5 protein-coding genes are annotated in these 15,800 nt (G+C 76.9%); 4 read left to right on the forward strand and 1 reads right to left on the reverse strand.

What is annotated here, in order from left to right:
• Positions 1-46: 46 nt before the first annotated feature.
• A complete protein-coding gene (locus tag ACFPFQ_RS17825) occupies positions 47-11,131 on the forward strand; it encodes a hypothetical protein (RefSeq protein WP_379620139.1) in 11,085 nt (3,694 codons plus the stop codon).
• Here ACFPFQ_RS17825 and ACFPFQ_RS17830 read toward each other — a convergent pair.
• Positions 11,113-12,468, reverse strand: coding sequence for an MFS transporter (locus ACFPFQ_RS17830; RefSeq protein WP_379620141.1), 1,356 nt, complete (start codon positions 12,466-12,468; stop codon positions 11,113-11,115). The genes ACFPFQ_RS17825 and ACFPFQ_RS17830 overlap by 19 nt on opposite strands.
• An 85-nt stretch (positions 12,469-12,553) precedes the next feature.
• Between ACFPFQ_RS17830 and ACFPFQ_RS17835 the strand changes: the two genes are divergently transcribed.
• The 3 genes from ACFPFQ_RS17835 to ACFPFQ_RS17845 are packed head-to-tail and all read left to right on the forward strand — an operon-like array spanning position 12,554 to position 15,742.
• Positions 12,554-13,522, forward strand: a complete 969-nt coding sequence (locus ACFPFQ_RS17835) for an Lrp/AsnC family transcriptional regulator (RefSeq protein WP_379620143.1) — start codon at positions 12,554-12,556, stop codon at positions 13,520-13,522.
• Between the two features lie 50 nt (positions 13,523-13,572).
• Entirely contained in the window at positions 13,573-14,052 is a 480-nt protein-coding gene (locus ACFPFQ_RS17840; RefSeq protein ID WP_379620145.1) for a hypothetical protein, read from the forward strand.
• A 55-nt stretch (positions 14,053-14,107) separates the two neighbouring features.
• Positions 14,108-15,742 carry a lytic transglycosylase domain-containing protein gene (locus ACFPFQ_RS17845; RefSeq protein WP_379620147.1) on the forward strand — a complete coding sequence of 545 codons (1,635 nt, stop codon included), beginning with the start codon at positions 14,108-14,110 and terminating at the stop codon, positions 15,740-15,742.
• Positions 15,743-15,800 lie beyond the last annotated feature (58 nt).

Below are 15,800 nucleotides of genomic sequence, written 5' to 3' on the forward strand. Positions count from 1 at the left end.
ATCGCTCCCGCCCGCCGATCCCGGCGCGCTGGTTCCCGGCGCGCTGGTGCCCACGGTCGTGCTGGTCGCCGTCGCGGGGATCGCCGGGGTGGTCGTGGTGGTCGCCGCCGCGAAGCGGCTGGCGCGCCTGGTCCGGACCTGGTCGGCGCGCCTGCGGGTGGGGGTCGCCGCGACGGTGACCGCGCTCGCGAGCGGTGCCTGGGCCGTGACCGGTGGCGGTCCGGTCGCGGTGGCGATCGCCGCCACCGGCACCGCGGTCGCCGCCGCGGCGGTGGTCGCGAACCGTGCCGGGTCACCGGCGCAGCCGCGCGGCCCGCCGTCGTCACCGCGCATTTCCCGCCTGCAGCGTGCGGCCGCGGCCGCGGCGATGGTGATCGCGATCCGGGCCCCGGGCATCGCGACGGCCGCCGACGCCGCCGTGACCCGGTGGCAGCGCCTGCCGCGCGGCGTGCGGTCCGGGCTCGCCCGGACCGTCCGGTTCCCGGGTGCGCTGCTGCGCGAGGTCCGCTCCTGGACGGTGCGCGTCCTGTTCGAGGTCCGGTTCTACCTGCCGGTCCTGCAGATGGTGCTGCTGTGGGTGCTGACGCTGGTGGTCGGACCCGCCGCGGCCGCGGCGATCACGTCGTACGTGCAGGTGTTCCCGCACGGCAAGGTGACGAGCCGGCGCAACCGCAACCCCGGCCGGCTCGTCGAGTGGGCGGGCGCGGCCGCCGTCACCATCGAGCTGGCGTCGACACCGGCCGTGCCGCTGCCGCTGCCCGCGGTGCTGCACGCCGTGGTGGACGCCTCGTTCCGCAGCAGCATCGTGTTGTTGCTGGGCCCGGTCGTCGAGTCGACGGGGACGTTCACCGCGATCACCGACCCGAGCCAGTGGCCGGCCGGGGTGCTGCCGGTGGCGCGCGGCAGCTTCTCGTTCGTCGTGCTCGGGTCGATCCGGATCGACCTGTTCGGGCAGGGCTACCAGCTCGGCGGCAAGCAGGCGATCACCGGGCTGACGTCACCGAAGGTCGCCGGGATGCGGCCGTGGCGGCGGCTCGTGAACTGGGTGCGCTCCCACGACATCGCGCTCTCGACGACGAACCTCCTGCGCTTCTTCACGGTGTGGCAGCTCGGGTTCGGTGTCGGGCTCCCCGGGGTGACGTGGAACCTGTTCGAGCTGCGGATGTCGATGCGCGAGCTCGTGATCGCCCGCGGCGGCCGCAAGCGCACTTTCAGCCTCCTGGAGGGGCCGAGCAACGTGGTGCGCGCCGCGGTGCGGTGGACCGGCCGGTTGCTCCCCGGCCCGTTGCGGCGCGCGGCGGCACGACGCGGCGGCCGGTGGACGGCTCGCGGTGACCGCTACCGCGCGCGGTTCGTGGCGCGGGCGACGTCGGACATCCGGGCCGAGCTGGCGCGCCAGCGGCCGGCAGCGGCGGTGCTCGCCGAGCGGCGGCGCCGGTTGCACGCCGAGTTCGACGCCGTGCTGGCGGACCGGGCCGATCCCATGACGCAACCGGCCGCCGCGGCGCTCTGGCAGCGGATCGGGCGGCTGGACCGGCGCCGCGCGGCCGTCGAGGCTGCGATCGCCGAGAACGAGGCGCGGCTCACAGCGCTCACCACGCAGCCGGCGGTCGGTGGCGGGCCGCTCGGGAAGGACTTCACCCCCGAGGAGTCGGCGCTGGTCGGGGCGGTGCTGGCGGCGGCGGACGACATCGCGCGGTGGAGCGGGCAGCCCGTCCACAACCACGGCCCACCGCTCACCGACGAGCAGCTGGGTCCCGACGAGCAACTGGGCACGATCACCCGTGAGCGCCTGGTCGCCGGGCTGAGGCGCCACGGCGTCGAGCCGGCGCGGGCCGCCGACATCGCGGACCGCTTCTACGCCTTCGCCTGGCGCGACGCCCGCACCGGCCGCGGGGTGATCGTGGTGCCGGCCGAACGGCTCGCCGACCTCGAACGCACCGGGATGCTCGGAGCGGTCATCGCGCACGAGCGCGACTTCCACCTCGGCGCCCCGCACGACGAGGCAGCCCACGCCGCCCACGCCGATGCGTTGATCAGCGCGTTCGAGGCGCGGCTCGCGCAGGGCGACGCCCTCGAACAGCTGCTGGTCGCCGCGGAGGCACAGGGCCGCCTCACGCCGTACGCCCCGATCGATCTGTTCGAGCCCGCCGCCGTCGCGGGGGTGCCGGTGTGGGTGCTCGACGACCCGGCGGCCGAGATGGATCCGGTGCTCGCCGACCGGGTGGCGTTCCGGTGGCACGGGCGCGGGGTGGTGCTGACCGCGGCGGTACTGGCCGAGATCCACGCGCACCTCGATGCGGGACGGCTGCGCGCCGACTGGTGGACCGGCCTGTTCACCAGCGCCCCTGACTGGGCCGTCCTCGGCCGCGCCCCGCCCGGCGCGGGCGGCCCCGGCCCCGTCGGCGCCGAGCTCGTCCAGCGGCTGGACGCGGCGCGCGCCTGGGGCGTCGACCTCACCGCGGCGCAGGTGGCCCACCGGCGCAGCGCGGCCTGGGCCGGCTTCGCACCGCGGACCGGCGGAACGGGCGGGCCGGCGTGGGAGCTGGCGACGGCATTCGGCACCGTCGTGCTGTCGGGCGAGCAGCTCAGCGCCGACGGCACCCCGTTACTGGCGTCGCCGGCGGTGGCGCTGGGCCAGCTGGCCGAGGGTGCTGCGCGCTGGCTCGACGAGCCGCTCCGCGGCGAGGCGCTGCTCGGGCTGGTGGCCGCCGCGCTGGCGCGCACGCCGATCCGCTCCGACGGCTCCGCAGCGGTGCGCGTGATCCGCGTCCGGTTCGACGCACCGATCGCCACCCTGATCTGGGCCGACGGGCAGGTCACCCGTGACGTGGAGCTGGTGCTGCAGCAGACCGCGCCCGGCCGGTACCTGCTGACCGCGCTGCACCCTGTCTCCGAGGGCGCGCCGCCGTCGCTCGTCGCCGACGACGCCCTGTTCACGGCGGCCCAGGCCAGTGTCGTGGCCATCCGGGACCGCACCGGCCAGATCATCGGCAGCGGCGTCGTGGTGGCGGCGGCCACTGCGACGACGCCGGCCCGCGTGCGCACGGCCTACCACGTCGCCGAGCTGATCGACGGCCGCACGACGGTGGACGGGCGCCCCGTCACGGAGGTGCGCTCGCTGCCGGTCGACGCCTACGGTGACCTGGCCGAGACCGCGGCGGCGGGCCGCGGCTTCCTGTCGTTCGGGCTGGACTCGGGGTCGGCGCCGACGCTCGACGTCGCGGAGTTCGCCGTGTGGGGGCTGCCGCGCCCGGCGGCCGCGGTGCGCGCGGAGCCGGTGGCGAGCGGGGACGTGCTGACGGTCGTCGGCTTCCCGAGCGGGACCTACCTGGTGACCGCCGCGTTCGTCCTCAACACCCGCAGGGGCCTGGTCGACACGATCGCGATGGTCGGCGGCGGCGCGTCCGGCGGGCCCGCGTTCGACGCGGCCGGTCGGGTGGTCCTGACCGTCGCGATCAGCCGGGCCGGGCGGCTGCTGGGTCCGGGCCCGGCGCTGCAGAGCCGGTTCGGTGCGCGGATCACCACCGGCGCGGCCCGGCCCGTCCCGGCGATCTACGAGAGGCGCCCGTTCGCGGAGCCCGGGGACGAGGAGCGGGCGGTCGCGGAGATCACCGGACACCTCGACACGGTCGAGGCGCTCGTCGCGGAGCTGACCGCGGAGCTGCCCGACGACCCGGCCGGGGTCGCCGCGACGATCGACGGCGACACCTACCAGTTCGTCGGGTTCGTGCGTGACCGGTTGGTCTCGGCGCCGGCGACGGAGCGGTTCCGCCTGCTGGCCGCCCGCACCGACGCGGTGTTCGAGGCGCTCGAAGCGCTCGACGCCGCGGCCGCACCGCGACGCCCGGGCCGTCACCGTGGCGGCGGCCCGGGGGCGATGATCATCGCAGGCCTCGCGGGGTCGGGACTCGTGCTGGCCGCGCTGGTGGCGTCGGCCCGGCCCGCTGCCGCGGCGACGGCATCCGGTGGCCCGTCGGTGGCACCGGGGATGCTCGAGACCGCCGCGCAGCTGGGCGTCACGGCGGCGGTGCTGGTGGCCGGCGCGGCCGTGGCCGTCCGCGGTGTCGCCGCGGTGGCGCGCTGGTTCGCGTCGCGGACCGGCACACCCGACGGCGCCCGGGCCCCGCCGCTGCAGCGGCTGCGCGTGACCGTCGCCCGCATCGTGGCCGTCGCCGCGATCGCGGTGGGGATCCTGCTGACGGTCGCCCCGGCCGCTGCGGCGGATCCCGGCACCTCGACCACCGCCGACGTCGTGGTGCACCGCAACGACACGCTGACGGCCATCGCGGCCGAGCACGACACCTCCGTCGTCGCGATCGTGCGGGCCAACCCGGGGCGGTTCGGCGACGCGCGCACCTGGGACCTGATCTTCACCGGCGAGCACCTGAACGTGCCCGTCCGCGCCCCGGCGACCGTGGCGCCGCCGGAGGTGGAGCCGCACACGCCGCCGGTGGTCGTGGCCCCGGAGCAGCCGCAGGCCCCGCCGGTCGTGGTGGCACCACCGGCGCCATCCGGTCATGACGGCGGCGACCCGCGGTGGATCGGTTGGACCGGCCGGCTGGGCGGCGCGGTCGGCGCGCTCGTGCTGCTGCGGTGGTGGCGCGTGAGCAAGCGGCACCGGGCGTTCGACCGTCGGACCGACGGCTGGGAGCGGATCCCCGCCGCGGGGCCGCCCGACCCGGTGCGCGACCTCGAGGTGCTCCTGCAGTGGGTGCTGGGCAGGCTCGCCGTCACACCGGGCACCGGTGCCGACCTGCGGGTGCTCGGGCAGGCCGGCGGGGAGGACGCCGATGCGGCGCTCGTGGCGGTCACGCTGCTCGGCCTGCGGGAGCGCCCGGCCGGCCGGGACGCGCTGGTCGAGGCGCTGGTGGCGGCCGGGCTGATCCGGATCGACGAGGCCCGTGACGGTGCGCGGACGGCGATCGGTGCGCTCGCGCGGGCACGGGGCCGGGGGGCCGAGGTTCGGGCGGTCGTGGGCCGCCTGCGGGCTCGCGCCCAGAACTCCGGGGAGCCCGCCGAGCTCGCGGCACTGGCGGCCTACCTGGCCGGGTTGCCGGATCGCACCGCGGTCGGCCGGCTCGTCGCCGACCTCGTCGGTACGGGCCTGCTGCGGATCGAGCGCACGGCGCGGGGTCGCGTGCTCGTCCCGGACGGCGAGCTCGCCGCGCTGCTGGCGGCGGCCCCGCCGCAGCTGCTCGTCGGGATGGGCCGCAACCTGCACGCGATGCTCGGTGGCGGGCCGCAGGATTCGGCGGCCGACCTCGCCGCGGCCGTCGTCGCGGTGGTGCGGGAGGCCGTCTGGGACGCCCGCACCGCCCGGCCGGGCCGCTGGTCCCGGCTGCCGCTGCGGGTGCGCGGGCGCGCGGCGGAGCTGGCACGGCTGTTCGACCCGGTCCGGGCCGCGGCGCGGGCCGTCGACGACGCCGCGGCGCACCTGCGCGACATGCGCCGCCAGGCGAACCGGGCGGGGCAGCTCCCCGCGGCGGCGCTCGCGCGCGCCGCGGCAGCGGCCCGGCTGGAGGAGGTGCGCGGGGGTCCGGTGTGGCGGCGGCTGGTGCGGTGGCCGCGAACGTTGCCGGGTTCATCGCGTGATCCAGGCGGTTCCTCGCAAGGCGCCGCCCGCAGCTCATACCGGGGTATTCGCCAGGGCGGCAACGCCGCGAGGGGCCGCCTGGGCGCGCGAGGGACCCGGTGGACGTTTGTGGTCGCCGCACCAGGGGCGCTGCCGATCGCTCGGCTGCGGGGGGTGCTCATCGCGCGCGCCCACCGGCGGCTGGTCGACGGCCTTCCGGCGGAGCTGCGGGGAGCGGCCCCAGAGCGCCTCGCGGAGGTGCTGGCCGAGCAGGTCCGGACGGCAGCGGCGGCCGTCGCCGCGGCGCAGGCGGTGGAGCGGGCAGCGGCCGTCACGGCGTCGAACGCGGCCGCCGTCGCAGGGTTCACCCGCCGGGAGACCGCGCGGCGGCGCGACGTGGCCATCCTCGGGCCCACGCGGTTCCTGCCGGCGCTGGCCGGGCTGATGGGCGCGTTCCCCGGGCAGGCCGCCGGTGCCCAGATGATCGCGGGCACCGAGTTCGCCGCGGCCTACGGCAAGCCCGTGTCGTGGGTGACGCAGCAGGGCGCGGTCGGGACGAGCGTCGCGGCCGGTGCCGGGCTCACGGCGGCGCTGCTCGGCGACCGGTTGATCCGCAACATGGTCGCGATCATGGCGCTGGGTGCGGCGGGGTCGGCGGCGTTGCTGGTGATCGGACTGCTGCCGGTGCCCGCGCTGTTCCTGCCGGGCGTGCTGACCGTCGGTGTCATGGGCGTGGCGGGTGGGCTCGTCCGCGGGCGGATGGACCGCTACCACCCCGTGGCGGTGGAGCTGAAGGACTCCCGCGACACGAGCTACGAGACGTCGTTCAAGGTGGCCCAGTTCGTGTTCCCGCTCGCGATCTCGCAGGGCACCGCCGTCGTCGGTGTACCGGTCACGATGGTGGCGCTGGCGCTGGTCGCCGCCGCGCTGACCGTCGCCGTGTGGGTCGTGCTGCGCGGCGAGAGCCCCGACGCCCGGCCGCGCGCGCCGCCGTCGGTCGGTGCGGCCGTGCGCGGCAACCTGCAGCAGGCCTTCGGCACGCCGCGCGGCCTGCTGCGCTGGGTGCTGTCCATCCCGCTGCTCACGGCGCTGACCGGCCTCTACGCGACCGCGCTCGGCGGCGCGATGGTCGATCAGATGGTCGTGGTCAACGACCCGACCCACGCCGTGTTCGCCTCCACGGCCACCGCCGTCAGCGTCCTGGTGACGGTTCGCGGCGTCGCGTCGGTGCTCGTCGGCGCCGGGTGGGAGCGGTTCAAGGAGCTGCTGGGTCGCCCGGGAGCGCTGCGCCGGGCACTGGGCAACCGCTCGGCGCCGCTCGGGACGCTGAGCGAGGCCAGGGTGCTGCTCGCCGTCACGCTGCTGGCCACGTCACTGGCCGGGCCCGTGCTCTGGCTGCTGCTCGCGCCCGGGCTGGTGCCGTTCGGGGTGCTGTTCACCCTCGGCGCGGTGTTGACGGCGTGGGCACGGATGCCCACCAACCGGTGGATGGAGGGCGCGACCGGCGCGTCGCTGAACAACACGGCAAAGGCCGGCAGCCTCGCGCTCGGCGGCGCTGTCTCGGCCGCGGTGCTCGGCGCCTACTCGACGCTGGTCACGGCCCAGGTCCGGGCCGGTGGCGATCCCGCCGCGCTCGTGGCGGCGGCCGACCTGCGGCTGGCCCTGCTGGCCGTCCCGGTCGTACTGCTCCCGGTACTGGTGGCGCGCCTGATCGGGACGCTGCGCACCGGCACCATCGACGAGCTGCGCACGGCGTTGGCGCGGGTCGGTGCCGATGCCGCGGAGACGGCCACGATCGCAACCGCACTGACCGGGAGCGGGCTCAACGACGTCGGATCCGTGCGGGCCCTGTTCCTGCCGGGGACCTGGCGCCCGCGGCTCCTGGCCGACCGGCGCCACCGGATGGGTGCCGCGCGGCGCGCGTCGGTGGAGCTGACCGACACCGAACGGGCCCGGTTGCTCGCCGCGCTCGCGACGTTCGAACCCCGCTCCGGAGGTCGCCTGGCGCGGGGCGTCCGCGCCGCCGTCGAGCGGATCCGGCAGTTGCGGCCGGGCCGTGGTGACCGGGCTGCGCGGGCACCGCCGGTGCGCGACGCGGCCGAGCTGCTGAGCGCCATCACGCAGCGCACGACGCGGATCGCGGCGATCCCGGCGGACCGGTGGGTGCCCGAGCAGGTCGTGCTGCGCGACGGGCTGGTGTCCGCGCTGTCGGGGATCCACACCGGCGAAGCGACGGGACCCGCCGGGCTCGCCCGCGCCGAGGAGCTGCTGGCGGAGCTGGACCACCACATCGCCATCGCGGCCGGTGCCGGCCGGAACGCGGGATGGCGCGGCGGGACGAGCCGCAGCCTGCGCGTCGCGCACGGGGTGGCGACGACGCTCGGGGTGGGGCTGCTGCTGTTCGGCATGTACTCGATGACGATCCTGGCCGGTGCGGTGTCGGGCATCGGCGAGGGCGTGCTGTTCGTCGTCGCGCTCGGGGCGCAGGTGGTGGGGATGATCGCCATCGCGCCGTGGTGGACGAAGCTGTCGCACCGCGGGATGACGGTCGCGATGCTGCTGGCGTCCGGCGCGGGGTACCTGCTGTTCGCCGCTGCCGGCGGCTGGACGCCGGGCTACTACCTCGCTGCCGCCGTGATGGGCCTCGCGGGCAGCGCGAACCTGACGCTCCTGTCGCTGTTCGGCGGCTGGGTGGCGCGGACCACCGCGTACCGGCGGGCGCAGGGCACCCCGGTGGTGCTGTTGGAGGGCGTCATCGGGTTCGCCGTGCTCGGACTGGTGCTGACCCTGTCGGGCATGCTGACACTGCAACCGCTGCTGCTGCACATCGGGCTGCCGGTGGCGGCGGCGGTGTCGGCGGGACTGGTCGCGCTCGTCGCAGCGGCACTGTGGTTGACGACGCCGGCCACCCGCTGGGACCGGGAGGTCCCCGACTCGATCACCGACCTGATGCTCGGGCCGTTCCGGGCGCTGCGCCACCGCTTCATCCGGGCCGTGGCGCTGCTCTACGGGTTCACCGCGGCCACGATCGGCGCGTTCGACGCGATGTGGCGCAGCGCGATCGCGCAGCTCGGGCCGGCCGCCGAGTGGGTGCCGTCGGCGGCGAGCTTCGGCTTCGTCGCGGGCGGTGTCGTGGTGGCGGTGCTGCTGGCGGTCCCCGAGGTCGTCGCGGCCCGACGGGGTGGGGCAGCGGTGCCCGTCGCCGGGCTGCTGCAGCGGCGACCGGCCGCGTTCGTGCTCGGCATGGGCGCCCTGATGGCGCTCGGCGCGGTGGCGGTGGTGGTGTCGCAGCACCTCACCGGGAACCCGGCGCTGGGCATCCTCGCCGCCGCCTACCTGGGCGAGGCCGGGTCCACCGGGATGATCCTGGGCGTCGACGCGATCATCGACGGCCGGGCCGACCTCACCGCGACCGAGAAGGCACAGGCGAAGGGCGCCGCGAACACGATCAAGGCGATCGGCCAGTTCGCCATGGGCAGCGGGGCGGCGACGGCGGTGTGGGCCGGCAGCACCCCGCTGCCCGCCGGCTGGGACGGCGTCTCCCTGCTGATCGCCGCGGCGGGCGGTATCACGCTGGTGCTGGCCGTGCGCCTGGTCCGCTACGGGCGGGGCCGGATCGCCGGGTTGGGCCGCACGCTCGCCGTGCTGGTGCCCGCTGCGCTGGTCGCAGGGCTCGCCGCAGCGGCAGCCGCGGGCCGGCCGGCGGCCGTCGCGATCGTGACCGCAGCCCGCAGCGGTCCCGGGACCGGGGTGCTCGCCAGCGCCGCGGCGGTGGCGGCCACCGTGGCGGTGACCCGGTGGGTCCGGGTGCGCGGTCCGCCTGCCTGGGTGGTCGCCGCGCGCCGGTGGGCCGCGCGGCTGCTGCGCCGTGGACCGGGCGGGGGACCGTCGCTGCTCGGTGGCGGGGAGCTGAGCGGGCGTGAGCGGGCCATCACCGCCCAGATCGCCGCGACGGCCCCGGTGGCGGAGGAGCTGCCGGCGAGCGACCCGGAGGTCGCGGTACTCACCGGCGGGCTCGATGCGGCGACCTTCCGCGCGCACCACGCGCGGGGGATCCGGGCCGTCGACGGCTTCGCGACGCGGCGGGCACTGGCGGGCTCCGGCGCCCGGCTGGTCGTCTGGGCGGCTGCCGACGGCTGGCTCCACCTCGACTCCGCCGTGCTGGCAGCGCTGCGGGCGGGCGCGCTCGACGCCGCGGCGCGCCGGGCGCTGTTCACCCACGAGCTCGTCCACACCCGCCACCCTGGCCGGTCGGAGGCCGACGTCGCCGGTGCCGCTCCGCTGCCGGACCTGGCCGCACTGGCCGGGGTGGTCGGCACCGACCGGTTCGACGGGCGACTCGTGCCCGTTCTCGACGAGGCCGGTCATCGTGTGTGGCAGGGGCTCGAACTGGGCCGCCACCCGCCGGCCGCGCTGAGCCGCCTGGTGCGGGTGAGCGAGCCGGGCAGCGCGTTCGGCGAGACCACCGTGGGGGTGCTCTGGTGGGTCGACGGCGGCGTCGGTCACGTCGTCGTGCCGGAGCCGGAGCGCCCGCGGCGACGCTGGGGATGGGGGCGCCGCCACGAGGTCGTCGACGTCCAGCTCGCGGTGGGCGGCAGCGCCTGGAGCGTCCCGGGCACCGAGGTGCTGCCCCACTCGCGCCGGACTGCGCGCCCCGGCCTGCGCGTGCTGCGGATCGAGGACCCGCGGCTCGGCCCGCTGTTCCCGGAGCCGACCGGGTCCGGCCCGGTGACCGGGCCGGTTGTCGTGATGGGCCGTCCGGCCGGTCGCGTCGACGTGCGCTACGCGGACGCCGTCGCGGCGCTCGACCTGCACGGCCAGGCGGTGATCACCGGCGGGCTGCTCACCGATGCCGGCGCGGAGGTTCTGGAGGTGGTCGGGCACGGCTGGCCGGAACCGGTGCACACCGGTGGCGTGTTGATCACCCGGCGCCGTGATGATCGGGGAGTCACCGTCGAGCACCTGGTGGGGCTGCTGCGACCGGGCGGCCGAATGCGGGGCGCGGGGGAGGTGGTGTTGCTCGCGACACCTGCCGCGGCCGTCGAGGCGGTGCTGGCCGGGCTCGGGGTCGCGCGGCCCGGTCCGGCCCCGGTCGACCGGGGTTGGGCGCAGCGGCTGGCGGCCGCGCCGCGCTACGCCAACGGGATGCCCGCCGCACTCGGCGCGGAGCTCGCCGATCTCGTGCTGCACTCGGCGCCGCCGGCGCCGGTCGGCGGCACCGCGGCCCGCGCCCTGACCGCGGGGGGCGCCCACGTCCTGTGGGCGCTGCGCGCCGACGGCTCGCTCTGGATCAGCAGCCCGACCGGGCGCCGGTACGACCTGCTCGTCGTCCACTCGGTCGTCGCCGACGGGCAGGACGTGCTCGCCGCCGGGGAGGCCTGGTTCCGCACCGGCGGCTCCGGCGAGCACATCAACCTCGACAGCGGCCACTACCACTGGGACAACTCCGAGGCTGAGAGCATCGCGGCGCTCGAGCTGGGCCGCGCGGCGTTCCACCGCCACGGGATCACCTTCGACGCCGCCGAGCACCGTCCCGGTCACCGGCGCGGTGCCTGATCGAGCGAGCTGGCGCGGGCCGGTCGGACCAGCAGCGCCAGCGTTCCGGCCAGCAGGGCCAGCCCGGCGGCCACCGCGCCGACACGTCCCAGGCCGGTGCCGGGGGCGGCGCCGGCGAACACGATCCCGAGCGCGGCGACGCCGAGGGTCTGCCCGAGCTGGCGCACCGTGGTCATGAGGCCGCTGACCCGGCCGGCCTGTTCCGGGATGACGGTGGCCATCACGGCCCCGGCGATCGCCGGCCCGGCGATCCCGATCCCCAGCCCGGTGACGAGCAGCCCCGGCGCGATCGACCACGGGTCGGGCTGGGCCGACGCGCCCTGCAGGGCGCACCCGATCCCGCTGAGCAGCAGCCCGACCCCGAGCGGGATCCGCGGTGCGACGCCGTGCAGCAGCCGCCCGGACAGCATCGAGGCGATCGCCGTGGCCGCGGCCAGCGGCAGCAGCGCCACCCCGGCCGCGAGCGGGTCCAGCCCGAGCGTGCCCTGCAGCCACACCGACGTGTACACCAGCGCCGCGAACGCGACCGACCACACGCCCGCGCCGGTCAGCGCCGTGGCGAACGGCAGCTGCCGCAGGAGGGCGACGTCGAGCAGCCCGTCCGGGCGGCGGGCCTCGATGCGCAGGAACGCGACGGCGGCGACCGCCGCGACGCCCAGCCCGACCACCGCAGCGACGTCGAGGCCGTGGTCGGCGATGCGCGTCAGCCCGATCGTCAGTGCGGCCGCCGCCGTCGCGAACGCGGCGGTGCCCGCGACGTCGACGCGTCCCGCCCGCCGGACGCTCCGCTGGAACGCGACGGCGGTCAGCACGGCCGCCGCGGCGGCCACCGGCAGGTTGAGCAGGAAGATCGAGCGCCAGCCGAGCGTCGCGGTCAGCAGCCCGCCCAGCAGCGGACCGGCCGCGCCGCCGAGCGCGTTGACGGCGAAGAAGACCCCGAACGCGGTGCCGCGCTCCCGGCCGGCGTAGGTCGTGGCGAGCAGCGCGAAACCGGTGACGGCGAGCGCCGCGCCACCGATGCCCTGCGCGGCCCGCGCCGCGACGAGCCAGCCGAGGCCGGGGGCCAGCGCGCACCCGAGCGAGGCCGCCGCGAACGCGCCGAGCCCGGCGAGCAGCGCGCGGCGCAGGCCGAGCCGGTCGGCGACCGCACCCGCGGCCAGCATGAGCACGGCCAGCACGAGCGGGTAGCCGGTGGCCACCCACTCCAGGTCCACCAGCGGCGCGGCGAGGTCGGCGCCGATCGCGGGCAGCGCGACCGTCACCACCGTGGTGTCGACGACGAACAGGAACGACCCGAGACACACCGCCAGCAGCGGCATCCACCTGCGTAGTTGCATGGTCGGATGCTGAGCCGCGGGTGGCAGGAGCCGGATGCCACGGCGACGATCATGACCGGAACCGTCAGCCGCTACCGTCTCCATCGTGGAATCCGTCATCCTGGACGACGTCGACCGGAAGCTCGTCCACGCCCTGCAGCTCGACGGCCGCGCCCCGCTGCGTACGGTCGCGGCGGTGCTCGGCGTCTCCGAGAACACCGTTGCCCGGCGCTACCGGCGGCTGCGCGGGGCCGGCGTGCTGCGCGTCGTCGGGGCGGTGAACGGGAGCCGGCTCGGTTACACGTCCTGGCTGCTGCGGCTGCAGGCCACCCCCGATGCTGCCGGCGCGATCGCCGCAGCGCTGGCGCGGCGCGACGACACGTCGTGGATCTACCTCGTCTCCGGCGGCACCGAGGTGCTCTGCACCACGCAGGTCCGCTCCACCGCCGACCGCGACGACCTGCTGCTGGCCAAGCTGCCCCGCACCCACCGCGTGCTGGCGATGTCGGCGCACGCGCTGCTCGCCGGCTACGGGATCCCGACCACGTGGCGCGGGCTCGCGAGCCTGGACGACGACCAGGCCGCGGCGCTGCGACCGCCGCCGGTCGATTCCGACGACACGCCGCTCGCGCTCGATCCCGGCGACGCGGCACTGCTCGACGCGCTGGCCCGCGACGGCCGCACGACCTACGCGGAGCTGGCGACCGCGGCGGGTTCCTCGGTCTCGACCGTCCGCAGGCGCGTCGAGCACCTGCGCCACAGCGGGGTGCTCTCCCTGCAGCTCGACATCGCTGCGGAGTCGCTCGGGTTCGCCGCGCAGGCGCGGCTGTGGATGACCGTGCAGCCCTCGGCGCAGGTGGCCGTCGGCGAGGCGCTCGCGACCCACCCCGAGGTCGCGTTCGTGGCGGCGACCACCGGTGTCACCAACCTGACGGCGGCGGTGCAGTGCCGCGACACCCGGGACCTGTACCGCTACCTGACCGAGCGGGTTGCTCCGTTCGACGCCGTGCGGACGCTGGAGACGGCTCCGGTGATCCGCACGGTCAAGCGCGCCGGAGCGCTGCTGCCCACCTGAAGGAGGGGGTGCCCGCAGGTGGCACGCGGCGAGACGGCAGCATCACCGGTGTGAGCCCCTCCACATCGCTTCCGCGCCCGGCCCTCCACGCCGTCCTCGCGGCGTCGGCGCTGCTGGTCTCCACGCTGCTGCTCGGCGGCTGCAGCACCTCCGTCGCCGGGGTGCCCACCGCGTCGACGGGCACGATCACGTCCGATCCGGGGGTGCCGCCCGTCACCTCGTCGCCGCCGAGCACCGGCTCGAGCGTGCCCGCCTCCGGTGGCTGCAAGGTCACGCTCGGCCGCGGCAACGTCACCATTTCGGGTGGTGGCGGGCGTGCGGTCACGTCCAACGGGGCCACGTCGTTCTCGTGCCGCAGCGGCCCGCTGATCGCCGTGGGGCAGATCGCCGAGAACTCCGTGTCGTTCACCGTCAACGGCGTCAACGCCACGATCACCGTGAACTCCACGGTCAGCACCGGGCCCTACACGATCTCCGTGATCAGCATCGTCAACGGCACAGCGACGCTGCAGGTGGTCCCTAACAGCTGAGCCTCCGCCCGGCAACCCCTGGCGGACCGGACGCCGAGCATGCAGGCTCGATGCCGTGCGGCGGGCGCGGTTCGGAGCAGCGGTGGTGGGTGCCGCGGTGCTCGCTGCCGTCTGCACGATCCCGCAGAGCAGCGCCGCCGTCGCCGAGCAGCCGTGGTCGTCGATCCCGGCGAGCAGCGGGCGGTTGCCGACCGGCCCGCCCTTCGCCGCCGTCGTGGCCGGGTCGGTGCTGCGCGCCGCCCTCACCTCCGACGCGCCCACCCCGCCCGCCGCGACCGCTCCGGCGGCCCCGCTCACGCCCGAGCAGGTCGATCGCGTGCGCGCGGCGATCCCCGCCGGGCTCCACGGCATCCCCGGGCCGGTGCTCGACGCCTACCGGCACGCCGCCGACCTCCTCGCCGTCTCCGCCGCCGGCTGCCACCTGGACTGGTCGGTCCTCGCCGGGATCGGGCGCATCGAGTCCGGCCACGCCGCGTCGGGTCGCGTCGACGCGAAGGGCACCACGCTCGGCCGGATCCTCGGCCCGCGCCTGGACGGCTCGCTGCCCGGCACGGCCGTCATCACCGACAGCGACGGCGGCGCCATGGACGGCGACGCCGCGTTCGACCGCGCGACCGGCCCGATGCAGTTCCTGCCCGGCACCTGGCGCGCAGTGGGCGCCGACGGCAACGGCGACGGCGTCGCCGACCCCAACAACGTCTACGACGCCACGCTGGCCGCCGGGCGCTACCTCTGCCAGGGCGGCGGTGACCTGCGCGATCCGGCCGCGTTGACCGCCGCGCTGTACCGCTACAACCAGTCGGCCGCCTACGGCGCCGACGTCGTCGCGTGGGCCGAGGCGTACCGGACGGGGGCCACCCCGGTGCCGGCCCGCACCGATCCCGTTCCGGCTCCCGCCCCTGTTCCCGCGCCTGTTCCGGCCCCCTCGCCGCCGGGGGGTGCGTCGGTGCTGGCGGCGGCCCCGCCCGCCGCCGCGCCAGGCACCCCGCCTCCCGCGACCCCGTCCGTTGCGACCCCGCCCGCTGCTGCTGCTCAGCCCACGGGGGAGCCGGCGCCGAGCCCGACCCCTGATGCCCCCGCCCCATCCGCCGTGCCCACCGAGCCCGCGGTGGCGACATCGCTGCCGGCCACCGCGTCGCCGGCAACGACACCGCCCCCGACGACGTCCCCGGCAACGACGTCCCCGGTTGCCACGTCGTCGGCAGCCACGCCGACCGCGCTGCCGCCGCCCCCGCTGTCGTCGACCGCGCTGCCGCCGACCCCAGCAACACCGACCCCGACCCCCGCACCCACGGCGGCGCCGACGACTCCACCCCCCGTGGCCTGCCCCACCGCGCCGGTCGAGCTCGCGCCGGCCCAGGTCCGGGTGCTGCCCGAGGGCGGCGGGGTGCTGCTGCGGTTCACGGTTCCGGCCGGTTGCACGGTCACGGCGGCAACGTTGCGGTTCGTGCCGGGAGCCACGGACGTCGGCCGTGCCGTCCAGGTGAGCCGGGTGGCCGGGCCGTGGACCGACGCGACGACGGCCGTCCCGGTCACCGCGGGCGCTCCCGTGGCGGTACCGGCGGCGCCGGGGGAGCGGACCGTCAGCGTCACCGGGCTGCTGGCCGCGGGCGGCACCGGGCTGCTGGTGCACCCGGCGGGGCCGTTCGCCGCGCCCGCCGGGCTGACCGTGACCTTCGCCGCAGGCTGAGCCGCAACGGCAGATCCGGCCGCTCGGCGAAGACCGGTTGCCGGTGCGCCTACTCTGG

This window comes from Pseudonocardia sp. GCM10023141, assembly GCF_042653605.1.